The following is a 25852-nucleotide window of genomic DNA, read 5'->3' on the forward strand; positions in this document are numbered from 1 at the left end:
GTGGGTCGAGCGTCGTGGCGCGCCGCTACGGCGCACCACCATGATCGGGTATTCGACGGTGCCGAGCGGGGCGGCGGTCGCGGAACCGAGCAGCATACCGATGCGGACGCCGCGTCCGCGATGGTCGCCCAGCAAGCGCGGAACCGAATCGGATTGCGGCGGTCTCGTTTTCGCCGCACTCCCCCGACCGCCCTGCCGCGTCATCGGTAGCTCCGGATACCGCCACTCCCGTCCCGACCTCCGTAGCTCGGCCCATGATCGAGCACGAACCGCACGATCGAGACAGCTCCGATAGTAGCCGCACCTGTCGGCCGATCGCGGACAAAATTGGTCTGACCACTTGACCTCTTACCATCCTGCGCCTACCGTCCGGATATGGCCTTTCAGCGCATCGACCGGCAGACGGTCCCCGACGCGGTATTCGACCAACTGGTCGCCGAAGTGCTCGACGGTGACCTGCCCGCCGGCGCCACCCTCCCCGCGGAACGACAACTGGCCGAGGCACTCGGCGTTTCCCGGCCCACGGTGCGGGAGGCGTTACGCAAACTCGCCCACACCGGCCTGATCGATGTGCGCCAGGGCGGGGCGACCACGGTGCGCGACTATCGGCGCGCGGCCGGCCTGGACCTGCTGCCGCGGCTGCTCGTGCGCAACGGCCAGGTCGATCTCACCGTGGTCGCGAGCATTCTGCAGGCGCGGCTGATCCTCGGTCGTGAGGTCGCGGCCCTGGCCGCCGAACACAGCGAGGCACAGCACCTTTCCGCGCTCGCCGACAGTGTCGAATCCCTTGCCGCGCAACAGGGTCCGGTCGCCCAGCAGCTCGAAGCGCTGGCGTTCTGGGACCACGTCGTCGACGGCACCGGCTCGATCGTGTTCCGCTTGCTGTTCAACACACTGCGCGAGGTCTACGAACCCGCCATCGTCGCCTTGGCCGAGGTGATGGCTCCGGAGGTCGGCAGCATCGACCACTACCGCGCAGTGGCCACCGCTGTCGCCGACGGCGACGCCGCGGCGGCCCGTACCGCCGCGGATACGCTGCTGCGTTTGGCGGCAACCCGATTCGAAACCGTCATGCACACGATGGAAGGTGCGAACGATGACAGCTGAGGCCCGCTCCCGCCGCCGGACCACGACCCTGCCCGGGGCCTTCGGCGTGTTCGTCCGGCGCCCGTCGCCGTGGATCATCGCCACGCTGGCGGCGGGCGCGCTGGCGGCCCGGATCGCGGTCGGCGACTGGCAGCCGACCGACGCACTGGTCGCCGGCGTCATGCTCGCCTCGTTTCCGTTGACCGAGTGGCTGATTCACGTCTGCGTACTGCACTGGCGTCCCCGGCATCTGGGCCGGTTCACCCTGGATTCGCTGCTCGCTCGCAAACACCGCGAACACCATGCCGATCCGCGCCGGGTGGACCTGATCTTCATCCCGTGGCAGACCTTCCTCTGGTTGTTCCCGATCCTGATCGCCGTTGCGGCGCTGGGGTTTCCGCGCATCGGACTCGGGCTGACCTTCCTGCTCGTACTCGGCGCACTGGGGCTGGCCTACGAGTGGACGCACTGTCTGATCCACACCGACTATCAGCCGCGGAGCCGGCTCTACACCGCGATCCGCCGCAACCATCGGCTGCACCATTTCAAGAACGAGCACTACTGGTTCACCGTCACCAGCTCCGGCACGGCGGACCGCCTGCTCGGCACCTGTCCCGATCCGGCGGCCACGCCGAATTCCCGCACCGCGACCGCCTTGCACGGCACCGGGCGGTGACGTACCGGCCCGACCGGCGATGCCCCGGACACTCGGGGCTGTCCGAATCGCCCCGGATGTAGTGAATTGGACGGTGCGACAATCGCATCCACAACAGATCCACGGAATAGGAATTCATCCGAATGAAGAAGATCGGAACTCTCACCCTGATCGGTGCCGCAGCGGCGGCCGTCCTGTGCGGCGGCGCCGGTACCGCCGCCGCGGACCGGCCCGGCTCCGCGACTCCGGTGGTGGCGCCGGGCGAGCCGAATCCGAGCGGCACCGGCTCCTCCTCCGGCGTGACCGATCTGCTGCAGGCGCTGGCCAGCGGGAGCGCGCAGGCCACCGCCCCGACCCGGTAGTCCGGCCGGTTCCCCGCTTCGCCCGAGGTGGGGAACCGCGGCGGCGGGCCCACTATGTTCGTGGGTATGCACTGGGATCAGATGACGGCCACACCCGATGAGCTGCGCAAGCGCGCGACCCGGCTGCGGCGCGGCGTCGGTCAGCTCGGCATTCTCGAATCGATCATCACTGCGGCCGAGGGCCCGTGGCTGGGTGCGATGGATGCCGACGGCCGGGGCACGGCCGAGCTACGGATGCATCTGGCCGGACGGTATCGGGTCACCGCGGTGGTGACCAGCGCCGGCAAGCTGAGTCTCGTGCAATTGCACGAGCCCGGCGCCCGATCCGAGCGCGAGCGCGTGCTCTCACCCAAGCCCGCCCTGCGCCGGGGCTGGAACGACGACGAACCGATGCCGAAGCAACCGCAGTGGCTCGAGTACCTGCTCGACTGGGTCCGCCGGGCCAGCACCGATGTCGATCGCCGTTCCGTACTGGAGTGGCACCTCGAGGGTGCCGATCGCCGCTTGGCCGCGATGAACGAGACCATCGAGAGTCTGCGGCTGAGCCTGTCCGAACGCGAAGAACTCCGCGACGAACTCGCCGCGGAGGTCGCCCGGCTGCGGGCCGAACTGGAAGCCCTCGAGCCGTCGCGCTGAGGCGCGTCCCGGTTCCCTCGACCCGACGCCGGGTCAGGTCACGATCAGCGACAGCGCCACGGGGACGAGCAGATCGGTCAACTCCGGGACCTCCGGCCGGGGCTCGGTCAGCAACCACTCGTGCGCCAGGCCGTTCACGGCACCGATCAGCACACTGGCCGACAGAGCCGCGCTACCGCGCAGACGGGCACCGCTGCCGGCGATCGGCACGGCCACCATCTCCAGCAGGGCGACCCAGCCGTGACGGCGTTCGCGCCGATGCCGTTCCATCCGATCGCTGGCGCCGACGACTTCGATGAACGCCAATTTGGCGCGGTACGGATCGGACGTGATCGAATCCAGATAGGCCGTGAGCACCACCGCCATCGCCGCGGCCGGATCGTCGGTGGGCAGCGAACCCAGCGACCGCATCACCGCCGCGGCCGCCTCGTCCTGCACCCGGTCGTAGGCGGCGATCAGCACATCCTCACGAGTGCGGAATTCCTCGTAGAACTGCCTCTTGGACAGGCCGGCGGCGGCGCAGACATCGGCGAGCGAACTGTCGGCGTAGCCGCGTTCGGCGAAAACCTTCGTCGCGGCGACGATGAAGCGCTGACGGCGTTCGGCCCGACGTTCGGTCACCGCACGGCCGCCGTACTGTCTGTCCGCGATCGTCACGGACCCACACTATCGGGCGTCACCGATCGTGGCAGCAGGTCGTGGGACCTCCCGCGCGCGGTTCACGCCGAGGAGGCGACCTGCGCCAGAATCGCCTCGTAGGCCACGGCCCACGCCGGTGACGCCGCATCGGTGAATTCGGCATGTCCGGTACCGGGCAGGATCCGCAGATCGGTACTGTCCCCCGCTCGGCGTGCGGCCTCGATGTAGCGCCGGCTCTGCTCCACCGCGACCACTCGGTCCGCGTCGCCGTGCACGGCCGTGATGTGTACGCCCGCAGGGAGATTCGCGATCGGAGAGGCGTAGCGGTACCGCTCCGGCACCTCCGACGGCAGACCGCCGAGGAGCTTCCGGGCGAAACCGTCGTGGCCGTGTGCGACCGCGTAGTCGAGATCCAGGACCGCGGCCATCAGGGTGAGGCTGCGGATGCGCAGCCCCTGCGGTCCGGCCGCGCCGGTGGTGCGGCGGCCCGCCGCCCAGGCCGCCAACTGGCCGCCCGCCGAGTGGCCGGCCAGATGCACTCGGTTCAGGTCCAGCCGGCCGCCCGCGCGCTGCTGGACGACGGTGGCGAGAGCGCCGACCGCGTCCTCGACGTCGGTCAGCGTGACCGGCCAGCCGCCGGCTCCGTTGACCCGCCGATATTCGATGTTCCACACGGCGATACCGGACTCGGCGAGTTGCCGGGCCTGCGGGGCGAACTGGCTCAGGTCACGGTATTGGGCCCAGCCACCGCCGTGGATCAGGACCACCACCGGGCAGCGCCCCGAAGAACCGGACAGCGGGCCGCCCGCCGGCAGATACAGGTCACCGAAGGTGTCCGCCTCCCGGCCGTAGGCGATCCGGATCGGCGCGCCGACGGGTTCGGCGATCATGCCCGGAACAGGCGGACCCGCGACCCCGTCCGGTGCGGCCGGTTCCATGGCACCGAATCCGATCGCCGCCACGACGACCGCGAGAACCGCGGCCATGACCCAACGGCGCCCAGCGCCGTGTTCCACGCCCACCACGTGCGGGCACCTCCTGCTCGAGCCACTCGCAGATACCGTACTGGCAATCGAGCCGCCGTGCCCCGCACAGTGATGCGCGGCACTACCACCAGTGCAGCAACGGCTCCACGGCACGGCCCAGCGGGCCCGCGAGCGTGCGCGAATAGCTGGCTGTCAGGTGATGTTCGTCGTGGTAGACGAGCACATTGCCCACCACCACCGGGCAGACCGTGGCGTCACAGAACGCGTCGCTCAGATCGATCGGGAAGACGTTCGGGTAGCGCGCGGCGGGTTCGGCCTGCGGATCGACCGGATCGAGCGCGTCGGACCGGCGCATCCCACAGCCGATCGGATCGCCGCCGCCCGCCAGGCAGTCGGCGGCGGTATAGCGAATCTCGTTGCGGCGCAACCAGGGTGAGTCGCGGACGGTGATCACGTTCAGCCCGCGTTCGGCCAGCGCCGCCCACACGTCGACGTATTCGGGCGGGGTTTCGTCGCCGGCACCGGCCCGCGGCCGGCTACCGGTGGTGAACACCCAGTCGGGCCGGTCGACGGCGAGCCGATCCAGCACCGCGCGCGACCAATCCCGACAGTCCGGAATGGGTTCGCCCTTGTAGGTGGCGTCGGCCGCCAGGGTCAGCGGGCAGCCCATCTTCAGATACACCTGGATACGGAAGGAATACTGGGCGGCCAGTTCCTGGAACGCCGGAACCCAGTGTTCGGCATGGGAACTCCCCACGACCGCGAGCGTCCGGGTGGCGGTTCGGTCCCCGTAGGTGCAGGTGACCACGGCGCGGGTGTCCCAGTCGGCGATGCAACCGTCCAGGGTCGGTGGCGGCAGCTCCTTCGGGGCCTGCAGCACCGTCGGTCGCATCGGCGCCTGCGGGGTCACGGCACCGCCGGCCAACGCCTCGGCGCCGGGATAGCTGACCGGGTCGAGGATGCGGTCCGGTTGTGCCGGTTGCATCCGAACGACGCCGAACTGCCATGCGGCGGTGGTCGCCACCACCGCGACGGCCAGCATCGCGATCACCGTGCCGGCCACGCGCCGGTAGGCGAGGGCGGCCCCGAGGACCGGCGCGGTACCGGTGCCCCGGCGCAACGGCTGCTCCACCGCGTGGTGCGTCGCCCAGGCCGAGACCAGCGAGACCACGACCACCGCCGCGCCGTCGCGCAGCCCCGCGCGCGAATGCCCGGACTCGGCCAGATAGAAGATCAGCAACGGCCAGTGCCACAGATAGAGCGGATAGGCCACACCGCCGAGCCATTGAGCCGCCCGCGACGCGAGCAGCCGGTTCGGCCACGGCCGTTCGGCCGCGGGCACCGCGTTGCCGGCGACGATCACCGCCACCGCCGCCAGCACCGGCAGCAGTGCCGCCGGGCCGGGAAACCGATTGGCGCCGTCCACGATCAGCCAGCCACAGGCCACCACACCCACCACACCGGCCAGCGCGGTCACGGTCCGTAGCAGGCGCGGCACCAGCAGCGCGGGTCCGGCCAGGGCCAGCGCGGAACCGGCCAGCAACTCCCACAGCCGCGCGCCGCTGTCGTAGTAGTTCCAGCCCTGATGGGTGGCCGCGCCGTGAGCGGCGTACCAGAACGAGGCCACCGCCGCCGGTGCGACGAGCGCGCCGAGCACCGGGCGCAGCAGCGCGATGCGGCCGCTACGACGCAGTAACACGGCCACGACCGCGACCACGAGGAGGGCGAGCAGGTAGAACTGTCCCTGCACGGCCATCGACCACAGATGTTGCAGCGGGCTCACCGACGGGTCCGCCGCCAGGTAGTCCGACCAGCTCAGTGCCAACCGCCAGTTCTGGTAGTAGAACAGCGCGGCCAGCGTCTGCCCGGCCAGCTCCGACCACTGGGTGTACGGGCGGGTGCAGATCGTCGCGACGACGACGGCGACCAGGACCACGACCATCGCCGGCAGTAGGCGGCGAAGGGTGCGGCGAACGGTGAATCCCACCCCGACCGGGCCCGATTCCGCCCGCCGCACCAGCAGTCCGGTGAAGAAGTAGCCCGAGAGCACCAGGAAGACGTCCACCCCGCCCGAGACCCGCCCGAACCAGATGTGGAAGGCGACGACCAGCGCGATCGCGACACCGCGCAGTCCGTCCAGGTCGTCGCGGTAGACGGACCGGGTTCCGGTGGCGGTGCCGCCACCTCGGATTTCGGTCGCCGGTGCGGAACGTGCTGCGCGCGTGAGGTCTCCGGCTACCACGGGCGCTGCCGGTTCCCGCATTCGGGCGCCGACAGCGACACGGGAGGGTGGAGACGAACGCGAACAGACCACAACACGTCCACTCTCTTAGCACGCCGCAAACCGTCAGCGCCACTTCGCCTTCCGAAACCACCCGGTGGGCCGGCCCGCCCGCGCGCGGGACCGGCGCGGCTCCCACAGCGGCGCCGACCGCGATCGGGTGATCGGATAGCAGGCCGAGCCGATCAGGAAGGCCGAGAGGTGCCCGATTCCGGTGAAGGTCAGGTGGATCAGCGGCGGCGTGGCGAAACAGGCCGTCGCACCCAGCAGGTACCACCACCGCCACGGGTAGGCGATGTGATAGGTCAGCACGCCGATGATTCCGGCGAGGAAGTAGCTGACTCCGATGTCCCGGACGTCCACCATCGCCGGGTCGGCGTGCCCGTGCCGGATCGCCCAGGCCAGCAACCCCTCACTGATATAGGTCGCCGTCACATGCGCGACCAATCCGACACTCGCCCAGCGCAGCGCACCCAGCCATCGCTCGGCCGGCGCATGGAACACGCAATACAGGATCAGATAGGGCAGCCAGAAGTAACCGTCGATCCACAGCAGGCTGGTGACCAGCACGTGCACCGGATCGCTGTGGAGATGCGACAGATTCGTGGACCGTTCGCCCAGAAGGACCTTCAGCTCGCTGCGCGGAACCGCGTGCTGGACGACGGTGGTGAGCAGCAACACCGCCAGCCAGCCGAAGGTCCACGGCGCACTGCGCACGTAGCGCAGCACGGCCGCCGTCCGATCGGCCGTTCGCCGTGTTCGCCGGTGCCCCATCGCCGCTCCTCCACCGGCCCGACGGCGCGCCACGTCGGCCGTCGGATACCGGCCAGTCGACTGTCCGCCGAACCGCCGCGACCGCCATCACCCACCGCGGATGATCGTGGGGTGAGGGGTTGCGCTCTCCCGTGGTTCGGGATATAAGAAATCTGTCTCCAGAAACATAGATTATTGCGTCATATGGCAGGAGATCGGAGGATATTCGTGACAGCGTCACCTCATGTCAGCGACCGCGAATCACGGACGGCCACGCAGCATTTCGACGACACGATGATCGTGCACTGGCCCGAGCCCAGCCGGCTGGAGTCGTGGTGGAAGGCGATCATGAAACCATCCCGGCCGGCACGCCCCGCCACCTGATCGGACCGATCCCCTCGGTACCCACGCCACAGCCTCCGCGACCTCGTCCCGCGCGGGGGCTGTGGCATGTGTGCCGATCCCGCAGCTCAGGAAGTGACGATCGCGGCGGGCAAGTCGGCGAGGCTGCGGCTCAGATAGCTGCCGTCCCCGGCACGAGCGCGTTCGAATTCCGCGGGGTCGTTGAGATAGGTGGTGGCCAGCGATTTGGTGTGCACCTCGGCGAACTGTTCACCGTCGGCCGATCGCGCCGCCACCCGCACCCCCGACAGCAGGTGCACACCCCCGCCGCCGGGCCCGTCGAAGCCGTAGGCGACCGGACCGGTCTCGTCGAGGCCATAGCAGATCGTGATCGGCCCCGACACCGCGCGCACCCGGGTCGCCACCGACGACGCCACCGAATGCGGCGACAGCCGCAGCCGGATCCGCCGCAGCGCGGCCGCGACATCGACCGACAGATCCTCCCGCGTCCCCTGCACCATAGCCTGGTACACCGCCGGATCGGCGACCAGTACGGTGGGCGATTCCGCGGCCAGATGGCGATGGATGTTGCCCGGCGCGTGAGTTCCGGCGGGCAACACCAGATCGGCGCCCGCGACCAGATTCGCGACGGTGGCGGTATGGAATCCGAAGCGGCCGAACAGTCCCGCGAAGCACAGGGTCCGATCGGATTCGCGCAATTTGCTGGCACCCACCCAGGCGGTGGCGGCGTTGAGCACGGCGGTGGCCGAATACTCCAGGCACACCAGCCGGCGCGACGGCGCCGAGGCCACCCGGCACAGTTCGGTGTCGCGATGCAAGGCGGGCCGCTCGCCGTCGACATCGGTGCGCTGCGCCCAGGACCGTTCGTCCAACCGGATACCGCCCGTCTGCCCGGAGGCGACGATCGCGTCGATCCCACACTCCTCGATCAGCTCGCGCACGGCGGTGAGCGGCAGCGCCGGATTGGCCAGAATCGGCACATCGCCGCGGGCCAGCAATGCCAGCATGGTCGAAATGTAGCCGGGGTAATTCCCCAGCGCCACAAGGACTCTCGACCGAGGGCGGCGCAGCACCGTGCCGAGCCGGGCGGACTTGTCGGCGACCTCGCCGAGCAGATCGCCGAAGGTTCTGCTGTCGTGCATGCTCGACACGCTGGCGTACGGCCGCATCCGCATGGCGGTGGTGACCGCGCTGAACAACAGCGCGGGCCTACCGGCACCGGTCGCGATATCCCTGCCCCGATATCCTCGAAAATTCACCGATGCAGAATTCGTTGTCATCGAATACCAATCTTTGTTCCCCCTGCCCGATATCTACCGCATTCCTCCCCGCAGTACACGCTCGCACCCGATCACATGTGGACACAGGCATCGACGCATCGCCTGGGAAGAAAACGTCACATGTACGCCACCGGGATGCGGACACATTAACGACAATCACAACAATCCGCAACCGGACGCATTATTGCGTTTCACGAATTCAATTACGAATGCAAGCACATTTGCACGGATGAACGTTCGCGATTCTGCACGTGCGTCCTTGCGTTCACCGTACCCCGCCGACTACCGTCGAGCGAGCTCAGCACACCCATGGGCCGACCGCCTGCCGCGCCGGAACCGGCATCCACCACCCTCGCTCATCTCCCCCACCCGCCCCGGGAGACCGTCACCTCGCCCGTCCGCAGGACGCTCCGGGCAATGCCCGAGAGACGATCGGCGAACGTTTTCACCGATACCGCCGGGGCGGGGTTCCCGCGCCCATCGATCGGGTATTCTCCACAAATGAATGCCCACCCCGGGGTGAATTACCATAACTTTTCCCGACTCGTCGCTCGCACGCGGCCCGGGAGATTTCCCGGGACATTTTCCCGAGCCGGTCACGGTCCACCGGGACCGATACTCTCCGACATCCCGGGTCGGCGTCACCACGTACGACTGCCTTCGGCGACGCCGACCTCGACATCGCCGCTGCCGTTCGCCGCGACCGGGATCGGCAGATCGTAGACCGTGTACGCCGCGCGGATCACCGGTTGCGCGACATTGCGCACCCGCACACCACCCGGTGTCGTCCCGCGTTCGTACCCGGCATGAGCATGACCGTGGATCGCGAGATCGGCACCGCAGGTGTCGATGGCCTCGCCGAGCAGATAGGAACCGAGGAACGGGTAGATCTCGGGCGGCTCGCCGTGCAGGGTGTCGCCACACGGCGAGTAATGGGTCAGCGCCACCTTCACGTCGGTGTCCAGCCGGCACAGCGCGACGTGCAGGGCATCGGCGAGATCGACGGTGTAGGAGGCGAATTCGCGCATTATCCGCTCACCGAACACGCTCGCGCATTTGCCGGCGAACCCACCGCCGAACCCCTTCGTCCCCGCCACCCCGAGGGTGTGCGTGCCGACGGGGACCGTCGTGCACTCACCCTCGAGGACCCGGATCCCGTGCTCGCACAGCAGGGCGGTGATCTCGTCCTGGGCGTCGGAGTGATGATCGTGGTTGCCGAGGACGGCGATCACCGGCACGCCGAGATCCGCCAGTTCGGTGGCGACCACCCGGGCCTCGTCGAGGGTCCCGTGCCGGGTCAGATCGCCTCCCACCAGCAGCACGTCCGCCTCCTCGGGCAGACGCGCCAGCGCCGGGCGCAGGGATCCGGCGGAATCGGCGCCCAGATGGATATCGGCCACCGCGGCGATGCGGACGATGTCGTCGTTCGACTGCTGCGGGCCCGTCATCAGCTCAACCGTTCGTGATCGACGGTCGGCGCCTGCGCCGTGGCCACGCGGATGTCGTTGTGAATACGCAGTTTCGGCACCCGCTCGCGCACGATGTCCTCGAGGTCGCTGCGCTGCTGCGCACTGCCGACCTCCCCGCACAGCACCACCACACCCCCGCGGATGGTCACCTGCACACCAAGTTCCGCGGTGCGCGGATCCTCGGCGAAGGCACGCCGCAGATTCGCCACCAGGTACTGCGGCAACACTTCGGCGTCCGGGTCGTGGGTCATATCGTCACCTCCGTGACCGATTCCGAGATCCTCCACCAGCGCCAGGAAGGCTCGGGCATAGGGTGATACCGCGGTCTCCATCCGGGTACGTCGCCAATCGACCTGCTCGCGCAGGTCGCGGGCGATGGCCAGCAGCCGGGTGAAGTCGAGCCGGTGCGGGTCGAGAACCATCAACTTGTCCACCATCAGATCGGTGCCGCTGAGCACCGGGGCCGCCGCCGGACCGATCCGCATCCAGCTCGCCCGGCCCAGCAGGTCGTCGTCGACGTTGCGATAGTTGGGCCGAAAGATCAAGTCCACCAACGTGTCTCCGTCGTAGACCTTGGTCAGCCAGTCCTCCGGCGGATGCCCGGCCCGCAGTCCCGCCCGGATCAGGATCTCCTTGGCCCGGTCGGCGTCGGCGGGTTTGATGTAGATGTCCACGTCGTGGTCGGTGGCCGGACCGCCGCGCGCGTAGACCGCGCACCCACCACCGACCGCGAAGGCGACCTCCTCGGCCAGCAGCGCGTTCACCACCCGGGTGAGGGTCTGCAGCAGCTGCTCGATCGACGCGGTCATAACGGCCGCATACCCGGGGCCCGCCGCGCTATTCACGGGGTGGCGACGGCCTGCGGGGCGGTCTCCTTGATCTTGGCGTTGGCCCAGCGCAGCTGCCGCAACGTCTCCGGATGGCAGCGCGAGGCCAGCTCGAGCAGATCGGAATCCTCGGCGGCCTGTGCCGCCTGCGCCAGGATCTCCCAGTTCACCGAGACGACCGCGGCCTGTTTGTGGATCGAGCGCAGGTCACGCAGGAGCAGCAGCGACGGCGCGTGCCGGCGCCCGACCAGATCGGCGAGCCGACGACGCAGCGCCTCGACCGGCCCACCGGAGCTCAACGGCGCGGGATTCAGGCGTACGCCCCGGCGGTGGCCGGTCTCGGCCAGGCTCCGGCGATGCTCGTCGGTCCACACCAGCAGATCCCGGCAGACATGGTGTACCTCGTGATCGGTGCGGTGCCGGTCGGCGGTGCGGATCAGCAGGCGGCCGACCCGGGTCTCGCTGCGGTGGATCTCGCCGAGCACCGCGTCCAGATCGTTCATCGGGTGCTCCGCTCGAGCTCGACCGCGGCCGGGGTGCCCGTGGTCTCGAAGCGGCCGGCCGGGCGGAGCAGTTCCACCGCCGCGGCACCGGATTTGAACAGCGGCTGCTTCGACGCCGGATCCCACTCGGTGGGGGTGAGCTCGTTGGCGGCGGTCCCGTCCTTGCCGGTCGGGCGATGGCCCGCGGCGGTGTCCCAGTAGCCGTAGTGGAACGGCAGGAAGATCACGCCCGGACGGATACCGCCGGTCCGTACCCGCGCGGCCACCTGCCCGCGAACGGTGCGGATGCGCAGCAGATCGCCCTCCGACCACCCTTCGCGGCGCAGATCCTCGGCCGCCATCTCCACCCATACTTCCGGTGCGGCCGCCCGCAATTGCGGCACCCGGCCGGTTTTCGTGCGGGTGTGGAAGTGGTAGAGCGTGCGACCGGTGATCAGCGCGTACGGATACCGCTCGTCCGGCGGTTCGTGCAGCGGAAGATATTGTGCCGCTTTGATGATCGCGCGGCCCTCCGGATTCATCGCCCGGTACTCGGTGGGCTCCACGGGTGCGCCGGTGATCAGATCGCGCCCGTAGTTCTCGCAATCCTCGGGCGCTGCACGAAATTTCCCGTCGGTATAGAGCCGTTCGGTGCCGTCCGGGCTGTCCTCGGTGCACGGCCACTGGATCCCGCCGCGGGCACGCAGTTTCGCGTAGCCGAGTCCGGAGTAGTCGCACAACCGTCCGGCGCTGCAGCGCTTCCACTGCTCGAAGACCTCCTCCGGGGTCCGCCACGGCAGCAGCGGTTGCCCGTCGGCATCACGCAGATCCAGGCGGCGGGCGTAGTCGAGGAAAATGTCCAGATCGGGTCGCGCGGACCCCGGTGGCTCGACGGCCTGCTCCGACAGGTGCACGGTGCGATCGGCATTGGTGAACGTACCGGTCTTCTCGCCCCAGGTCGCCGCGGGCAACACGACATCGGCCAACTGCGCGGTCTCGGACAGGAAGATGTCCTGCACCACGAGGAACAGCCGCCGTTGCGACAGGATCGAGCGGATACGCGCCAGCTCCGGCAGCGAGACCACGGGATTCGTTCCGCTGACGTACAGGAACCGGATCGAGCCGTCCTCGACGAAGCGCAGGATCTGCATCAGATGCGTGGGTGCGCTGTAGTGCGGAATGTGTTTCGGATCGACATTCCAGATCCGGGCCAGCTCCTCGACGTGCGCGTCGTTGGCCCAGTTGCGGAAACCCGGCAGATCGCCGTCGGCACCGCATTCGCGGGTGTTCTCGGCGGTCGGCTGCCCGTTCATCTGCAGCACACCACAACCCGGGCGACCGAGCATGCCGCGGATCAGATGGATGTTGTTCACCTGGACCGCCGACGCCGTGGCCTGGTGCGCTTGATAGAAGCCCTGCAGCACCGTCGACAACACGCGCTCACCGGTCCCGATCAGCCGGGCGGCGGCCCGCAGATCGTCGGCGGGCACATCGCAGATCCGCGCGGCCTGTTCGGGCGTGCAGTCGGCGACCTGTTTGCGTAACTCCTCGAAACCGACCGTATGCGCGTCGATGTAGTCGTGGTCGACCCAGTCGTTGCGGATCAACTCGTGCAGCAGCGCGTTCATCAGCATCAGGTTGGTCCCCGGTCGCGGCGCCAGATGGATCGTCGCGGCACGGGCCACCGGGGTGGTTCGCGGGTCGACACAGATCAGCGCCGACGGGTCGGCGCCCTCGAGCCGATCCAGCATGCGGCTCCACAGCACCGTCTGGGTTTCGGCGACGTTGTGGCCGTAGAGGGCGATGACGTCGGCGTGGTCGACATCGGCATAGCTGCCGGGCTGGCCGTCGCAGCCGAAGGACTCCTTGAGCGCCTCACCGGCCGTCGCGGTACACAACCGGGTGTTCCCGTCGAGGTGATTGGTGCCGATGCCGCCACGCGCGAGCACGGTCAACGCGTAGTACTCCTCGAGGAACAGTTGACCGGTGGTGTAGAAACCGACCGAACCCGGTCCACGTCGGTTCAGCGTTTCCCGGGTGCGCGCGGCGATCAGCGACATCGCGGTGTCCCAGTCGGATTCGACCAGCCGTCCGCGGCGCCGGATCAGCGGCGTGGTCAGCCGGTCGCGGGAATTGTTGGCCTGCCAGCCGAACAGATCCTTCGGGCCCAGCCGGCCCCGATTGACGCGATCCCCGGCCCGGCCGCGCACTCCGACGATGCGACCGGCCCGGACCGCGATATCCATCGCGTCCCCGTTGGAATGCAGGAGCGAGGCGGTGGGCACCCATCGCTGCACCATGTCCTCGGTGACCCCGTCGACCAGGTGCATATCCACGCGTTCCGGCCAGGTGTCCCCCGGCGCGTACGGGGTGCGGGCACCCCAGGGATGGGTGATCCGGTCGTCGGCGCTCACGAAGCGGGCCTGACACGGGCGGCGGACTCGGACATGTATCACCTCTCGGGACGAAGGAATCGACCGACCACATCGGCGAACTGCTCCTGGACGCATACCCGCCGACCTGACCCGATAACGCCCACGTTGCGCCCGGTTTGCGGGGCTCGCCGGGGGATACCTCCGACATACGGGTGAATCAGCGGCACTCGAAAGGAGAGGCGGCGATGGCCACTGCATCTGTTCCCCGGCACCGCGCCCGGGTCTCCCCCGTCCAGGCTGCGGCCTATCTGGTGGGAGCGGCGTTCCTCCTGGTCGGCATCCTCGGCTTCATTCCGGGTGTGACCACCGACTACGACATGCTGAGCTGGTCCGGTCACCATTCCGGCGCGAAGTTGTTCGGCGTGTTCCAGGTGTCGGCGCTGCACAACATCGTGCACCTGGTGTTCGGCCTGGCCGGACTGGCGATGGGGCGCACCACGGTCGCGGCGCGGACCTATCTGATCGGCGGCGGCGTCATCTATCTGGCCCTCTGGGTCTACGGCTTGGTGGTGGATCAGGACTCGCGGGCGAACGTCATCCCGGTCAACACCCCGGACAACTGGCTGCATCTGGGGCTCGGCGCCGCGATGCTCCTGCTGGGGTTGTTCCTCGGACCCGCCGACCGGCCGATCCTGTTCGAGGGTTCACCGCAACCCGGGCGCCCGGAGGCCGCCCCGCCGGGGACGGGCCGCGGGCCGACCGATTAGCGCCGGTCGATCGGCGCTTGGTCGCGGCCGTCGGCACGTCCCCCCGCGCGGTAGGAGAGGGGGGTCACAGGATGGGACGGCCACCGGTGACCGCGAGGCGAGCACCGGAGATGTAGCTGCCCTCGTCGGAGGCCAGCAACACGTAGGCGCCGGCCAGCTCGGCGGGCTGTCCGGCCCGCCCGAGCGGGACGTCGTCGCCGAAATTGCGGACCTTCTCCACCGGCATCGTCGACGGGATCAGCGGCGTCCAGATCGGTCCCGGCGCGACACTGTTCACCCGAATCCCCTTGTCGCCCAACATTTGCGCCAGGCTGGCGCAGAAGTTGGCGATGGCCGCCTTGGTGGCGGCGTACGGGGCGAGGGTGGGTGAGGGCATATCGGAGTTCACCGAGGAACTGCCGATGATCGCCGAACCGGGCGGCATATGCGGAACCGCCGCCTTCGCCAGATGGAACAGCGCGCCGACGTTCAGCTTGAACGTGTAGTCCCATTCCTCGCCGGAGATTTCGTCGAGGTCCTGGTGGGTCATCTGGAACGCGGCATTACTCACCAGAATGTCGATCTTGCCGAATTCCGTTGCCGCTCGGTCGATCACCGCGCGGCAGTGCGCCGGATCGGACAGATCACCCGGCACCGCGACCGCCTTGCGGCCGGCCTGCTCCACCAGCGCGACGACCTCCTGCGCATCCTCGTGCTCGTCGAGGTAGGAGATCAGGACGTCGGCGCCCTCGCGGGCGAACGCGATGGCCACCGCCCGCCCGATCCCGCTGTCGGCGCCGGTGATCACCGCCGACTTTCCGGTCAGCTTGCCCGAGCCACGGTAGCTGTCCTCACCGCAGTCCGGCGGCGGGGACATCCGCGCCTGCAGACCGGGCACCTCCTGCTGTTGTTCCGGAAAACCCATACCGACCTCCCGTCGAGATGTGGTGTTCTCAGTGCGGTGCTCGGGTCAGTGCGCGCCGGCGGCGCTGAGGCGTTGGCTCAGCAGGGCCTTGCCCTGATCGGCGCCCTTGCGGCTCTCCGCCTGCGCCTTACGGAAGAAGTCGGCTAGCTCGGTATCTCCCGCGCGTTCGGCGTCACGGCAGTAGATCTCCATCCGCAACGCGTTGCTCATACATTGTTCGGTGAACCAGACCAGGTTGTAGTCCTTGTCCATCGTCCCGGTGATCTGTCCGGTTTCCTGATCGATAGCCACGATCGTCCTCCTCGGATCTCGATGAATTCGTCCACTGTCCCGACATGCATCGCGCTACCCGCCTCGGGGCCGGACAAACCCCGCGGCCGCGTCATCCCCGCGACGCGACTACCCGGCGGGCGTCGTGTCGCGGGAGTGCGCGAAACCACCTGCGAGCCGCGCGAGCTGCGCGCTATGGTCCTGGGCCGCAAGATGATTCACCGCTGCCTCGAGGGCGATCCGGTACCGCTCGGTTCACCCCGCGGCCGCTCGAGCCGGTACTGCGCCCAGCAACTCCCGCTGGATCGGCTGGTGCGCACCGGCCCCTACTGCGGGCATCGCGCCGCCGGTGGCGGCCACGACCAGGATGGCGCCGTCCATCCGGGCCGCACCGGTGAACTCCGAAATCCACGCCGCTCTGGCCGACCACCGCACCGGAGATGTCGCGAAGGCCGTCGTGACCTGGTAGCACGAGGTTTCGACAGCGGGCGCCCGGGTAGGTCGGCCGGGGAAGCTCCCGGCCGATGTCGACGAAGGGAAAGCCCGTGGAAGGTCCGAGCGCGACACCCGCACCGACCGCACCGGCCACCGCCGAGCCCGCGCCGCCGTTCCCGAAGCAGCGCCTTTCCCATCCGGGGCTGGAGTCGCAGATGGATCCGCCGCCGCGCTATGCGGCGCGCAACTACCGCCCGGCCGGCAAGCTCGGCGGCAAGATCGCGCTGATCACCGGCGGCGATTCGGGCATCGGCCGGGCGGTCGCCCTGCTCTACGCGCGCGAGGGCGCCGATGTGGCCATCGGGTACCTGCCGCAGGAACAATCCGATGCCGAAGTGGTGCAGCGTGAAATCAGCGCGACCGGGCGGCGCTGCCTGCTGGTTCCCGGCGATCTCTGCGACCCCGGCTACTGCGCGGAGCTGGTCGAGCGCACGGTCGCCGAGTTCGGCCGCCTCGACGTTCTGGTCAGCAACGCCGCGTATATGAACAGCGAGACCGAATTGCTGGCGCAGATGACCCCCGACGACTGGGATCGCACCTTCAAAACCAATATCTACGCCTACTTCTACCTGGTACGCGCGGCGCTGCCGCACCTGCAGCCGGGCGCGGCGATCATCGCCACCGGTTCGGAGGTCGGGCTGACCGGCGACCGGGTGATGGTCGACTACGCCGCCAGCAAAGCGGCGGTGGTGGCGCTGTCGCGGTCGCTGGCGATCCATCTGGCCAAGGACGGCATCCGCGTCAACATCGTCGCGCCCGGGCCGACGTGGACCCCGCTGAACCTCGCCGATCAGGGGATGCCGGAGGACTACATCGGCAAGCTCGGCGCCGAGACCCTCTTCGGCCGGCCCGGTCAGCCGGAGGAGATCGCACCGGCCTACGTCTTCCTCGCCTCCGACGCGGATTCGGGGTTCATCACGGGTGAAACGGTCGCGGTGACCGGCGGGATGGTCGGCACCCGCTGACCCGGACGCTGTCGATGACCCCACCGGACGACCACATCCGTACCCGAATCGCGCAGCGGTTGGCCGTCAGCTGGCCGGTGCGAGCCTGGACCCGGTCGGGACGCGAACGCGAGGCGGTGGTGCAGGCGGCGAAAATGGCCGTTGCCGCCGTCGCGGCCTGGCTGCTGGCGCGTGCGGTGATCCCTGCGGCGCAGTCGTTCATGGCGCCCTACGCCGCGGTGTTCCTGATGACGACCACCGTCTATCGTTCGTTCACCAGTGCGGTGCAGCAGACGCTGGCCCTGCTGGCGGGATTGGCGATCGCCTACCTCACCTCGCTCGCGGTGCCGCTGCCGGTCGTCGCCCTGGGCGTGGCCGTCTTCATCGGGATGGTTCTCGGCCAGTGGCACCGGTTCGGCACCAGCGGCATCTGGACCGGGGTGACCGCCCTGCTCATGATCTGTTACGGCAAGGCCGACGATCTGCGTTATCTCGCCTACTGGATGGCCGAAATCCTGCTCGGGTCGGCGATCGGGGTGGCGGTGAACATGCTCGTGTTGCCGCCGATGCATCTGCGCCGCACCCACGAAGCCGTCGACGCCCTCGCCGGGGAACTGCGCGACCTGCTGCGCGCCATCTCCGACGGGCTGCGCGAGCAGTGCGACGAAGCCACCACGGCGAGCTGGCTCCGGCAGGCCCGGCTGCTCGACGCGACGGTCCGGCGCGCCGACGAGGCACTGGGCCAGGGCCGGGAGAGCCTGCGCTGGAACCCGCGCTGGCTGGTGCGCCGGCGGCGCGACCGCGACTGGCATCCCGGGCTCACCGAATCTCCGTTGCGCACCCTGACCGAGGTGAGTGAGCAGGTGAAGCGGATGGCCGAGGCGTTGTCGACCGGTTCCGGATACGACGAATTCCGCCGCGATTTCGCCGGCCGCTTCGGCGAGCTGACCGCGATCCTGGCCGATGCGGTCTCCTGTCTGGACTCCACGCACGCCCAGCCGGAACAGGTCGAGTCCTATCTGAGCCGATTGCGCAGCGCCCACGCCGACCTGTCCGTTCTGATCCGCGACACCCCGGCCCGCCGCGTCCCCCGCCACGCCGAACATGCCGCACTGCTGTCGGTGGTGCGGTCGCTGCGCGCGCTCGGGGCGAGCGTGGAGTGAGCGGTGTACGCGAGACCGCACCGGGTATCGCGTCGGCGGAGCGCGCTCGCTCGGGCACCGACAATCAGGAGGTTCGCCAGATGGCCGGCGGTGACGAGGCCGACGCGGTGATCGTGGGCGCCGGACACAACGGCTTGGTCGCCGCCGCCCTGCTCGCCGATGCCGGATGGGACGTGGTGGTGCTCGAAGCCCAGGACGAGGTCGGCGGCGCGGTGCGCAGCGCCGAACTCGTGCCCGGCTTCCGGATGGACCTGTTCAGCGCGTTCTACCCGCTGGCCGCGGCCTCACCCAGCCTGCGCCGGCTGGCGCTGGAGGACCACGGACTGCGGTGGAGCCGGGCGCCGGTGGTCTACGGCCATCCGACCTGTGCCGAGGACGACGATGCGGTCGCGGTGTATCCCGACCTGGACGCCACCGCAGCGGCGCTGGCCCGTCGCGACCCCCGCGACGGCAGCACCTGGCTGCGATTGGCCGAGCAGTGGCAGACGGTGAAACCGCATCTGCTGCGCGCCTTTCTCGGTCCGTTCCCACCGGTGCGCGGTCCCCTCGGTCTGCTGCGCCGCCTCGGTTCCGCCGAGCTGCTGCGCTACCTGCGATTCCTGGTACTGCCGGTCGGACGGATGACCGACGAGTTGTTCCACGACGAGGCGGCGAAATTGCTGCTACTGGGCAACGCCATGCACGCGGACGTGCCGGTGGACGCCCCGGGCAGCGGCGTCTACGGCTATCTGCTGACCATGCTCGCCCAGGACGTCGGTTTCCCGGTACCGGTCGGCGGGGCCGGCGAGCTGAGCCGGGCGTTGGCGCGCCGAGCCGAGGCGGCCGGGGCCCGAGTGTGCTGCGGGCAGCCGGTGGACCGGATCGTGTTGCGCGGTGGGCGAGCCGGCGGCGTGGTCACCGTGGGCGGCACCGTCGTGCGGGCCCGCCGGGCCGTGATCGCCGACGTGGACGCGCCGACGCTCTACACCGAGCTGCTCGCACAGGAGCAGCTGCCCGCCCGGCTGCGCAGCGATCTCACCCGCTTCGGCTGGGACGCGCCGACCGTCAAGGTGAACTACGCGCTGTCGGGGCCGGTGCCGTGGCGGTCGGAGGTGTTGCGGTCGGCGGGCACGGTCCACCTCGGCGCCGACCGCAACGGGCTGGCGCGGTGGACCACCGACCTCGGCACCGGAGTCGTACCGGACACGCCGTTCCTGCTGTTCGGGCAGATGACCACCGCGGATCGCAGCCGATCCGAACCCGGAACGGAGTCGGCCTGGGCCTACACCCATCTGCCGCGCGGAATCACCGACGACGCCGCCGCCGATCTGCTCGCCGAACGCGTGGACGCCGTGCTGGAGGCCCACGCCCCCGGCTTCGTCGACCGGATCCGGGCGCGGATCGTGCAGCGGCCCGGCGATCTGCACGCCGCCGACGCCAATCTCGTCGGCGGTGCGGTCAACGGGGGCACCTCACAGTTGCACCAGCAGCTGATCTTTCGACCGGTGCCCGGCCTGGGCCGACCCGAAACCCCGATTCCGGGACTGTATCTGGGATCGTCGTCGGCCCACCCGGGCGGCGGCGTGCACGGCACCTGTGGGGCGAACGCGGCGCGGGCGGCGCTGGCCGCGCAGCGCCGCACGGGCTGGCCGCGGCGGAAGGCGGCCGCGACACTCACGGCCGTGCTGTACGGCGACTGACCCGGCGCCGAGCCGGACGCAGACCGCGATGGACCTGTCTTGCCGCTCAGCGATTTCCGGACCGGGATGCGGCAGCACGGGTGGGGCGGTCGCATCGTCGAGCTGGCCCGTGGTGGAACGGCCGTGCTGTGACGCCGCGTACCGCTGGGCGGTGTATCACGCGGCAAGGTGGGCATTCGGGCGGCAAATACCCGGTGAACAGGAGTGGATCATGAGATCTCGGCATCGACTGGCCCTCGCCGCGGCCGTGGCGGCCGCAGTGGCCTCGAGTCCCACCGCGATCGGCTCGGCGCAGCCACCGCCCCCGACCGCGCAGGACAGCGATTTTCTGGTCGCCGCCCATCAGGGCAACCTGACCGAGCTGGCGTCCGGTGCGCACGCCGCCGTCCTGGGCAGTTGTCAGCCGGTACGCGATATCGGCGCGATGCTGGTCGCCGACCACGCCCGGTTGGAAGCCATGGGCGGGGCGGTCGCGGTCACCAACGGTATCGCCCTGCCGTTGACGCCCACCCCCGATCAGAGCCGGCAGCTGACGGAGACCGGGATGAAATCCGGCCGCGACTACGACCTGGCCTGGTTGCGCATGCAGGAGGGCTTCCACACCGACACCCTGCAGGCCGCCACCCGCGAACTCGGCGAGGGCAGCGCTCCCCAGGTCACGGCCGTGGCGCAGGCCGCCACGCCGGTCGTCGAACATCATCTGGCCCTGATCCGCGACGCGATGGGTGTGTGCTGATGACCGATGTGCGCATGGAAGTGCCCGGCACGGTGGAGGAGGTGTTCGCGGTCCTGGCCGACGGCTGGTCCTACGGGCACTGGGTGGTCGGTTCCACCCATATCCGCGACGTCGACGCCGACTGGCCGCAGGTGGGCTCCCGCATTCACCACAGCGTGGGCGCGTGGCCGGTCACGGTGCAGCAGGCGACGACGGTGCGGGCGGTGGATCCGCCCCACAGCATCGAGCTGGACGCCCAGTTGTGGCCGCTCGGCGTGGCCTGGATCAGGATGGCGATGAATCCGATCGACGCCGACACCACCGAGGTCACGATGAGCGAAAAGCTCATTCGCGGTCCGGGCCGGCTGGTACCCGGCCCGGTACAGTCGCTGGCCCTCGTGCCGCGCAACAAGGAATCGCTGAACCGGTTGTGTGAATTGGTGGCCGCCCACTACGGCAGCTGACTCTGATGAGTGGGTCGGCCGAGGCCGCCGCGGGGCCGTCCGGGTGCCAGGGCGGGACTGTCGCCCGTGACGCCGGAGTGCAGTCCGTCCGCCAGTTCGGTCGCCACCTCGAGCGCGGAATGCGCGGGCCGCCAATCCAATTCGCGGCGAGCCCGATCGGCTCGGACCAGGCTCGCCCGATCTGCCAGGCGCAGCCACCCGGGGTGGATGGGCTGTAGTCCGGCGCGCCAGCCGGCCAGCGCGGCGGCGGTCAGTGCGACGCGTGAGGCCGGGAGCCGGAAGCCGCCGAAGACGCTCGCCAGCATCGGCGCGGTCAGTACCGGCTCGGCCGCGAGGTCGTAGGGTCCGACCGCGCGGCGGGTGAGGATGGCGACGATCGCGGCCGCCACGTCGTCGGCGTGCACCAACTGCAGGCGCAGGTCGTGCCACAGCGGCACCGGCAGCCACGGCCGGCCGATGAGCGCGCGCGGCAACCAGGGGCTCAGCAGCCAATCGCCGAATTCGGCGGCCGCGGCCCGCTGCGCGATTCCGCACGGCCGGATCCGGGCCAGCCCGATCTCGGGATGCGTGCGGGCGAAGGTGTCCAGCATGGCCTCCAACTCCGCCTTGCCCTGGCTGTAGGCGCTCCCGGCGACGCCGGTGCGCGGCCACAGCTCGTCGACGCGGTCCCAGCGCGGCGCCGGCGCGTAGGCGGCGACCGAGGACGCCACGATCAGCTGCCGTACCCCGGTCCGCACGGCCGCCCGCAACACCTGATCGGTGCCGGTGCGGTTGGTCCGCCGCAGCGGTGGATCGTCCCGATGCGGATGCACCGCCCAGGCCAGGTGGACCACGGCATCGGCACCCCGCATCGCCGCGTCCAGTTCGGTCGCGGCCGCGGGAGCGCCGATATCGCAGGCCAGCCAGCGGGCGCGGGCATACGGCGGGTGCTCGGTGCCGGGCGGGCGGCGGGCGAGGGCGAGGATGTCGTCGTCGGTATCGGCGAGTGCCCGCAGTACTGCCGTGCCCACATTCCCGCTCGCGCCGGTGATCACGATCCGCACGGTCGGACCACCTCGGCGCGCGCACCGCTGCCGGGCTGGTATCGGCATCCGGTCATGGGTCGAAGATGCCCCGGCGCCCGGGCCGCCAAACGAGGTCTCCGGGTGCGCGGCGGGGCTCGGGCAACGAGTTGCGATGCGGGGCGTCGGGAGTGGTTTCGGCGACCGGATCCGGGTAGCCGATCGATGTGACCATTTCCGGACTGCGAGAGCTGACCGACCACCGGGGCCCGTTCGCCTCGGTGTACATCGGCACCGTCAGCGATACCGAGGACGCCGCTCACCAGCAGCGGCTGCGGGTGCGCGCGGTGCGCGACGCCCTGCGCGAGGAGGGCGCGACCGAGGCGGTGCTCGACGCCGTCGAACAGGGCCTCGGCGACCCCCCGCCGGGCCGCGCCGGGCAGGCCGTCATCGCCGATGCGGACGGATTGCTGCTGTCCGAACCACTGCCGGAGCCGCCCGCGCGGACCACGGTGCGCCTGTCGGCGATGCCCTATCTGCTGCCGCTGCTGCAGTTGCGTCGCCCGCCGGTGGCCTATGCGGTCGTGGTGGTGGACGATCGCGGAGCCGACCTCTACACCGTCGACGCCACCGGCCGGCGCACCGATCGCCGGACCGAGAGCGCCCCGTTCCCGGAGCACAAGGTGCACGGCGGCGGCACGGCGCACCGCTCGATGCAGAGCCGGGTCGAGGAGACCGTGCGCCGCACCATCGACGCCACGGCCGAGGAGGTCGCCCGGCTGGCCGATCGTGCCGATGCCACGGTGATCGTGGTGGCCGGTGAGATCGGTGCCCGTACCGCGCTGGCCGGGGCCCTGGCCTCCCATCGACGCCATATCGTCCAGATCGAGGGCTTCACCCGCGAGACACCGTACGACCGGGCCGAATTCGAACGGCGCGTCGACGAGGTACTGAGCGAGCAGTGGCACGACCGCTTCCTCGACATCGTCGGCCGCTTCGAGCAGGGCCGGGCGCACGGGCTGGCGGTTCAGGGTGTCGCCGCGGCGGCCGAGGCGTTGTCGCAGCGCAATATCGAGACCCTGCTCATCGATCCGGCCGCGATCGGCGAGCGCGCGGTGCACGTGGGCGCGGATCCGACCGAGGTGGAGGCGGCGAGCCTGCCGTCGGGCCGCAGTGCGCTGCGCCGAGCCGACGAGGCGCTACCCCTGGCCGCCTTGGCCGCCGACGCCGAGATCGTGACCACCGACGGGGAGCCCGGACTCACCGAGGGCGTCGGCGCGGTGTTACGGCACCGCTGACGCACCACGAGGAAGGAGATCGACATGGACCGCGGCAATGCCAAACACGGTGCCCGGCACGACGATCAGTTACGCCACGAATTGCAGGGCACTCTGCACGGAAACCGCTCCAGCCGGGCCGAGGAATGGCGCGACCCGGAGCCGCCCGCCGACGACGATCCGGCCATCGCGACATCGGGACCGGCCGGACCCCCGACCGTCGAGCAGCCCCGCGACGCCGCCTCGGACGATGATCAGCGCTGACCCGCCGGCGCCGCGACCGGGCGCTCGCCCGGGACCGCCACCCGAGTGCTCTCGGTGTCTGCGGTCCGTAAATCCTTGAGCCCCAGCCGTTGTCGGTTGACGTCGGCGCCCACAGGCTTGTCGCGAAGAGACCGGGCGGGGACGGTTACCGACGAGAACCTGGGGTACTTCTTCTATACCGGGAACAATCCGAACGGCGGCCGAGATTCGTCAACGGCGACGAATACCCGACGAGCACAACGGCGTGCGGCGAGCGGGAGCGAGGCCCGACGGCCGGGTTGTCCATCTGGTCGAGGCGGTGGGCGCGCACTGCGCCCCCGGTCGCAGACGGCCGGTATCGGCGCGTCAGGGCCGGTGCCGGCCGAGTACGCCGAGAACGTTGTGCCAGAAGATTTTCCGCGGGGTGATTCCACTCGAGCTCGGCGGAGACGGATGTGCCGGCCGATGAATCCCGTACGCGCGGCGTACCCGTTCGCGAGGCGCGAAGGCGCTGCCACACCGCCCCGATCCCGGCAACTCGACGACCCGATGGCCGCGATGGGCGTCCACGGCCGGCAGGACCAGGGCGGCGGCGCGGGGCCGCGGGGTGGATTGCTGTTGCGGGGTTGACATCTCGTGACCTCCTGCCGACCGCAGCTGAGCGATATCAGGGGGTACCCGCCCCGGTCCCCGCGGAAACGGTGAATCCGGCTGAGCGGGACAATGTTTCGCCCCGAGGCCGATCCCGGGGCGAACGAGTGCGTTCCGAGTTGTCGAACCGGCGAGTTGTCGAACCGTCGAGTCAGGCCAATGACACGATCAGCGCCACGGCGACAACGAGGAAGACGATCACGACCGCGGCTACCGCGATGATCACCGTGATCCCGCTGGCCGGAAAGTGGTGTCGAGTACTCGGTTCGGGAGCGGACAGTCCCGACGTCTGAGCGGTTTCCGGCGGCGTGGCACCCGGCGCCACTCCCCCGCCGGACTCGAGGTCGGGAGTCCTGGCCGGATCAGGATCCATCGCAGACATAACTCGTCCCATCCGGGGCGCCCACCGCCCCTGCTGATCGGTCGCTCGTACTCCAGCCCATACCCGCCCGGCCCACGGTCAATCGCGGGCCGGGCGGGGTCTCTGGGCCGTCAGGTAGGCGGCGGCGTCGGGGGCTGCTGGGCACGCCGGCCGGTGACGAAATCGCGGGCCTTGTCCACAAGCGCCGCCAGCAGGCCGGCCGACTTCAGCGCCGCGGGCGCGGACGGAGTGTCCGGATGCGGGCGCGTGGGGGCGAACTTCTTGGCCGCCTGCATCTTCGCGCCCAGGCGCTCGAGCTCGTCGGAGCTCTGCGCCGACTGCAGCCGCGGCCACACCTGGGACTGCTCGAATTCGATATGCGCCCGAGCGGCCGGGATGAACCGGTCCAGCGCGAGTTCGAATTCCGGGCTACCCGCGCCCGATTCCTCCATCTGCTGCAGCAGTTCCTTGGCCGAATCCTCCTGGGAGACAGCGCGGTCGGCGAGGTCGTCGCCGTCGGGTAGCACCCGGCGCACGGTCGGCCAGAAGAACTGCTCCTCGATCGCCTCGTGCTGGGATTCCGCCATCACCAGACTCGTGACCAGATCCTTGCGCGTCCGCAGCTCGGCGTCGCCGGTGCCACGGCCGCGTTCCAACGATTCGAGCATGCCCAGCACGCTTTCGTGATCGTTGCGCAGAAAGGTAATCGCGTCCATCTCTGCCT

29 protein-coding genes are annotated in these 25852 nt (G+C 69.8%); 14 read left to right on the forward strand and 15 right to left on the reverse strand.

Features of this window, described 5'->3' with window-relative positions; all coding sequences use genetic code 11:
* The first annotated feature begins 375 nt into the window (after positions 1 to 375).
* From ON37_RS10585 to ON37_RS10600, 4 genes are all read left to right on the forward strand, one after another.
* Positions 376 to 1107, forward strand: a complete 732-nt coding sequence (locus tag ON37_RS10585; RefSeq protein WP_040718746.1) for a FadR/GntR family transcriptional regulator — start codon at positions 376 to 378, stop codon at positions 1105 to 1107.
* Entirely contained in the window at positions 1097 to 1762 is a 666-nt protein-coding gene (locus ON37_RS10590; protein WP_040718747.1) for a sterol desaturase family protein, read from the forward strand. Before ON37_RS10585 ends, ON37_RS10590 begins: the two co-directional genes overlap by 11 nt.
* Positions 1763 to 1884: 122 nt before the next feature.
* Positions 1885 to 2103 (forward strand): hypothetical protein, encoded by a 219-nt coding sequence (locus ON37_RS10595; protein ID WP_040718748.1) that lies wholly within the window; start codon positions 1885 to 1887, stop codon positions 2101 to 2103.
* A gap of 66 nt (positions 2104 to 2169) precedes the next feature.
* A complete protein-coding gene (locus ON37_RS10600) occupies positions 2170 to 2739 on the forward strand; it encodes a hypothetical protein (RefSeq protein WP_157171408.1) in 570 nt (189 codons plus the stop codon).
* A gap of 33 nt (positions 2740 to 2772) precedes the next feature.
* Here the strand turns inward: ON37_RS10600 and ON37_RS10605 are convergent, their stop codons facing one another.
* The 4 genes from ON37_RS10605 to ON37_RS10620 form a co-directional block, all read right to left on the reverse strand.
* Positions 2773 to 3396 carry a TetR/AcrR family transcriptional regulator gene (locus tag ON37_RS10605; protein ID WP_040718750.1) on the reverse strand — a complete coding sequence of 208 codons (624 nt, stop codon included), beginning with the start codon at positions 3394 to 3396 and terminating at the stop codon, positions 2773 to 2775.
* A gap of 62 nt (positions 3397 to 3458) precedes the next feature.
* On the reverse strand, positions 3459 to 4403 hold the full coding sequence (locus tag ON37_RS10610) for an alpha/beta hydrolase family protein (protein ID WP_245553148.1): 945 nt from the start codon (positions 4401 to 4403) through the stop codon (positions 3459 to 3461).
* 82 nt (positions 4404 to 4485) lie between these two features.
* Positions 4486 to 6606, reverse strand: coding sequence for an acyltransferase family protein (locus tag ON37_RS10615; protein ID WP_306306471.1), 2121 nt, complete (start codon positions 6604 to 6606; stop codon positions 4486 to 4488).
* A 105-nt stretch (positions 6607 to 6711) separates the two neighbouring features.
* The gene (locus ON37_RS10620) at positions 6712 to 7419 is read right to left on the reverse strand and encodes a rhomboid-like protein (protein WP_051031439.1); all 708 of its coding nucleotides are present in this window, start codon (positions 7417 to 7419) and stop codon (positions 6712 to 6714) included.
* A gap of 207 nt (positions 7420 to 7626) precedes the next feature.
* On the opposite strand from ON37_RS10620, the gene ON37_RS32860 reads away from it, so the two are divergent.
* Positions 7627 to 7782, forward strand: coding sequence for a hypothetical protein (locus ON37_RS32860; protein ID WP_157171409.1), 156 nt, complete (start codon positions 7627 to 7629; stop codon positions 7780 to 7782).
* A gap of 86 nt (positions 7783 to 7868) precedes the next feature.
* Here ON37_RS32860 and ON37_RS10625 read toward each other — a convergent pair whose 3' ends face one another.
* The 5 genes from ON37_RS10625 to ON37_RS10645 form a co-directional block, all read right to left on the reverse strand.
* Positions 7869 to 9020 (reverse strand): AMP-binding protein, encoded by a 1152-nt coding sequence (locus tag ON37_RS10625; RefSeq protein WP_040718752.1) that lies wholly within the window; start codon positions 9018 to 9020, stop codon positions 7869 to 7871.
* Positions 9021 to 9682: 662 nt separating this feature from the next.
* Positions 9683 to 10459, reverse strand: a complete 777-nt coding sequence (locus tag ON37_RS10630; RefSeq protein ID WP_217999924.1) for a metallophosphoesterase family protein — start codon at positions 10457 to 10459, stop codon at positions 9683 to 9685.
* A 29-nt stretch (positions 10460 to 10488) separates the two neighbouring features.
* Positions 10489 to 11319 carry a BON domain-containing protein gene (locus ON37_RS10635; RefSeq protein ID WP_040718753.1) on the reverse strand — a complete coding sequence of 277 codons (831 nt, stop codon included), beginning with the start codon at positions 11317 to 11319 and terminating at the stop codon, positions 10489 to 10491.
* A 32-nt stretch (positions 11320 to 11351) separates the two neighbouring features.
* Positions 11352 to 11840, reverse strand: coding sequence for a hypothetical protein (locus ON37_RS10640; RefSeq protein ID WP_040718756.1), 489 nt, complete (start codon positions 11838 to 11840; stop codon positions 11352 to 11354).
* Positions 11837 to 14233: a molybdopterin oxidoreductase family protein gene (locus ON37_RS10645; RefSeq protein WP_051031441.1), complete on the reverse strand. Its 2397-nt coding sequence runs from the start codon at positions 14231 to 14233 to the stop codon at positions 11837 to 11839. The genes ON37_RS10640 and ON37_RS10645 overlap by 4 nt, the downstream gene beginning before the upstream one ends.
* Before the next feature lie 206 nt (positions 14234 to 14439).
* Between ON37_RS10645 and ON37_RS10650 the strand changes: the two genes are divergently transcribed.
* Positions 14440 to 14961 carry a DUF4383 domain-containing protein gene (locus ON37_RS10650; protein WP_051031442.1) on the forward strand — a complete coding sequence of 174 codons (522 nt, stop codon included), beginning with the start codon at positions 14440 to 14442 and terminating at the stop codon, positions 14959 to 14961.
* Between the two features lie 64 nt (positions 14962 to 15025).
* On the opposite strand, the gene ON37_RS10655 is transcribed toward ON37_RS10650, so the two are convergent.
* From ON37_RS10655 to ON37_RS34455, 3 genes are all read right to left on the reverse strand, one after another.
* Positions 15026 to 15865: a glucose 1-dehydrogenase gene (locus ON37_RS10655; protein ID WP_040718758.1), complete on the reverse strand. Its 840-nt coding sequence runs from the start codon at positions 15863 to 15865 to the stop codon at positions 15026 to 15028.
* Between the two features lie 45 nt (positions 15866 to 15910).
* Positions 15911 to 16150: a hypothetical protein gene (locus tag ON37_RS10660; protein WP_217999925.1), complete on the reverse strand. Its 240-nt coding sequence runs from the start codon at positions 16148 to 16150 to the stop codon at positions 15911 to 15913.
* A gap of 240 nt (positions 16151 to 16390) precedes the next feature.
* Positions 16391 to 16516 (reverse strand): hypothetical protein, encoded by a 126-nt coding sequence (locus ON37_RS34455; protein WP_281004682.1) that lies wholly within the window; start codon positions 16514 to 16516, stop codon positions 16391 to 16393.
* A 269-nt stretch (positions 16517 to 16785) separates the two neighbouring features.
* Between ON37_RS34455 and ON37_RS10665 the strand changes: the two genes are divergently transcribed.
* From ON37_RS10665 to ON37_RS10685, 5 genes are all read left to right on the forward strand, one after another.
* On the forward strand, positions 16786 to 17595 hold the full coding sequence (locus tag ON37_RS10665) for an SDR family oxidoreductase (protein WP_245553154.1): 810 nt from the start codon (positions 16786 to 16788) through the stop codon (positions 17593 to 17595).
* 14 nt (positions 17596 to 17609) lie between these two features.
* Complete coding sequence (locus ON37_RS10670; RefSeq protein ID WP_157171410.1) at positions 17610 to 18737, forward strand: FUSC family protein; 1128 nt, start codon at positions 17610 to 17612, stop codon at positions 18735 to 18737.
* A gap of 80 nt (positions 18738 to 18817) precedes the next feature.
* Positions 18818 to 20416 (forward strand): phytoene desaturase family protein, encoded by a 1599-nt coding sequence (locus ON37_RS10675; protein WP_040718884.1) that lies wholly within the window; start codon positions 18818 to 18820, stop codon positions 20414 to 20416.
* Positions 20417 to 20627: 211 nt separating this feature from the next.
* Positions 20628 to 21152 (forward strand): DUF4142 domain-containing protein, encoded by a 525-nt coding sequence (locus ON37_RS10680; protein WP_157171411.1) that lies wholly within the window; start codon positions 20628 to 20630, stop codon positions 21150 to 21152.
* Positions 21152 to 21595 (forward strand): SRPBCC family protein, encoded by a 444-nt coding sequence (locus tag ON37_RS10685; protein ID WP_040718888.1) that lies wholly within the window; start codon positions 21152 to 21154, stop codon positions 21593 to 21595. Before ON37_RS10680 ends, ON37_RS10685 begins: the two co-directional genes overlap by 1 nt.
* Here the strand turns inward: ON37_RS10685 and ON37_RS10690 are convergent.
* On the reverse strand, positions 21583 to 22638 hold the full coding sequence (locus tag ON37_RS10690) for an NAD-dependent epimerase/dehydratase family protein (RefSeq protein WP_040718763.1): 1056 nt from the start codon (positions 22636 to 22638) through the stop codon (positions 21583 to 21585). The genes ON37_RS10685 and ON37_RS10690 overlap by 13 nt on opposite strands.
* A gap of 185 nt (positions 22639 to 22823) precedes the next feature.
* Here ON37_RS10690 and ON37_RS10695 point away from each other — a divergent pair, with 185 nt between their 5' ends.
* From ON37_RS10695 to ON37_RS32865, 3 genes are all read left to right on the forward strand, one after another.
* Positions 22824 to 23894 carry a baeRF2 domain-containing protein gene (locus ON37_RS10695; RefSeq protein ID WP_040718765.1) on the forward strand — a complete coding sequence of 357 codons (1071 nt, stop codon included), beginning with the start codon at positions 22824 to 22826 and terminating at the stop codon, positions 23892 to 23894.
* Between the two features lie 24 nt (positions 23895 to 23918).
* Positions 23919 to 24137 carry a hypothetical protein gene (locus ON37_RS10700; RefSeq protein WP_040718767.1) on the forward strand — a complete coding sequence of 73 codons (219 nt, stop codon included), beginning with the start codon at positions 23919 to 23921 and terminating at the stop codon, positions 24135 to 24137.
* A gap of 444 nt (positions 24138 to 24581) precedes the next feature.
* The gene (locus ON37_RS32865) at positions 24582 to 24746 is read left to right on the forward strand and encodes a hypothetical protein (protein ID WP_157171412.1); all 165 of its coding nucleotides are present in this window, start codon (positions 24582 to 24584) and stop codon (positions 24744 to 24746) included.
* Positions 24747 to 24918: 172 nt separating this feature from the next.
* Here ON37_RS32865 and ON37_RS10710 read toward each other — a convergent pair whose 3' ends face one another.
* On the reverse strand, positions 24919 to 25140 hold the full coding sequence (locus tag ON37_RS10710) for a DUF6480 family protein (protein ID WP_373282005.1): 222 nt from the start codon (positions 25138 to 25140) through the stop codon (positions 24919 to 24921).
* Between the two features lie 119 nt (positions 25141 to 25259).
* Positions 25260 to 25844: a hemerythrin domain-containing protein gene (locus ON37_RS10715; RefSeq protein ID WP_040718773.1), complete on the reverse strand. Its 585-nt coding sequence runs from the start codon at positions 25842 to 25844 to the stop codon at positions 25260 to 25262.
* Positions 25845 to 25852: the final 8 nt, after the last annotated feature.

The organism is Nocardia veterana NBRC 100344, from assembly GCF_000308855.1.
Classification (GTDB): domain Bacteria; phylum Actinomycetota; class Actinomycetes; order Mycobacteriales; family Mycobacteriaceae; genus Nocardia; species Nocardia veterana.

What these genes read in the sequence shown, in the direction of transcription:
- ON37_RS10590 (WP_040718747.1), top strand. Translation starts at nt 1,097, where the DNA reads ATGACAGCTGAGGCCCGCTCCCGCCGCCGGACCACGACCCTGCCCGGG.
- ON37_RS10620 (WP_051031439.1), bottom strand. Translation starts at nt 7,419, where the DNA reads ATGGGGCACCGGCGAACACGGCGAACGGCCGATCGGACGGCGGCCGTG.
- ON37_RS10670 (WP_157171410.1), top strand. Translation starts at nt 17,610, where the DNA reads ATGACCCCACCGGACGACCACATCCGTACCCGAATCGCGCAGCGGTTG.
- ON37_RS10715 (WP_040718773.1), bottom strand. Translation starts at nt 25,844, where the DNA reads ATGGACGCGATTACCTTTCTGCGCAACGATCACGAAAGCGTGCTGGGC.
- ON37_RS34455 (WP_281004682.1), bottom strand. Translation starts at nt 16,516, where the DNA reads ATGGACGGCGCCATCCTGGTCGTGGCCGCCACCGGCGGCGCGATGCCC.
- ON37_RS10710 (WP_373282005.1), bottom strand. Translation starts at nt 25,140, where the DNA reads ATGGATCCTGATCCGGCCAGGACTCCCGACCTCGAGTCCGGCGGGGGA.
- ON37_RS10595 (WP_040718748.1), top strand. Translation starts at nt 1,885, where the DNA reads ATGAAGAAGATCGGAACTCTCACCCTGATCGGTGCCGCAGCGGCGGCC.
- ON37_RS10675 (WP_040718884.1), top strand. Translation starts at nt 18,818, where the DNA reads ATGGCCGGCGGTGACGAGGCCGACGCGGTGATCGTGGGCGCCGGACAC.
- ON37_RS32865 (WP_157171412.1), top strand. Translation starts at nt 24,582, where the DNA reads ATGAATCCCGTACGCGCGGCGTACCCGTTCGCGAGGCGCGAAGGCGCT.
- ON37_RS10685 (WP_040718888.1), top strand. Translation starts at nt 21,152, where the DNA reads ATGACCGATGTGCGCATGGAAGTGCCCGGCACGGTGGAGGAGGTGTTC.
- ON37_RS10600 (WP_157171408.1), top strand. Translation starts at nt 2,170, where the DNA reads ATGCACTGGGATCAGATGACGGCCACACCCGATGAGCTGCGCAAGCGC.
- ON37_RS10640 (WP_040718756.1), bottom strand. Translation starts at nt 11,840, where the DNA reads ATGAACGATCTGGACGCGGTGCTCGGCGAGATCCACCGCAGCGAGACC.
- ON37_RS10650 (WP_051031442.1), top strand. Translation starts at nt 14,440, where the DNA reads ATGGCCACTGCATCTGTTCCCCGGCACCGCGCCCGGGTCTCCCCCGTC.
- ON37_RS10700 (WP_040718767.1), top strand. Translation starts at nt 23,919, where the DNA reads ATGGACCGCGGCAATGCCAAACACGGTGCCCGGCACGACGATCAGTTA.
- ON37_RS10680 (WP_157171411.1), top strand. Translation starts at nt 20,628, where the DNA reads ATGAGATCTCGGCATCGACTGGCCCTCGCCGCGGCCGTGGCGGCCGCA.
- ON37_RS10655 (WP_040718758.1), bottom strand. Translation starts at nt 15,865, where the DNA reads ATGGGTTTTCCGGAACAACAGCAGGAGGTGCCCGGTCTGCAGGCGCGG.
- ON37_RS10635 (WP_040718753.1), bottom strand. Translation starts at nt 11,319, where the DNA reads ATGACCGCGTCGATCGAGCAGCTGCTGCAGACCCTCACCCGGGTGGTG.
- ON37_RS10585 (WP_040718746.1), top strand. Translation starts at nt 376, where the DNA reads ATGGCCTTTCAGCGCATCGACCGGCAGACGGTCCCCGACGCGGTATTC.
- ON37_RS10665 (WP_245553154.1), top strand. Translation starts at nt 16,786, where the DNA reads ATGGATCCGCCGCCGCGCTATGCGGCGCGCAACTACCGCCCGGCCGGC.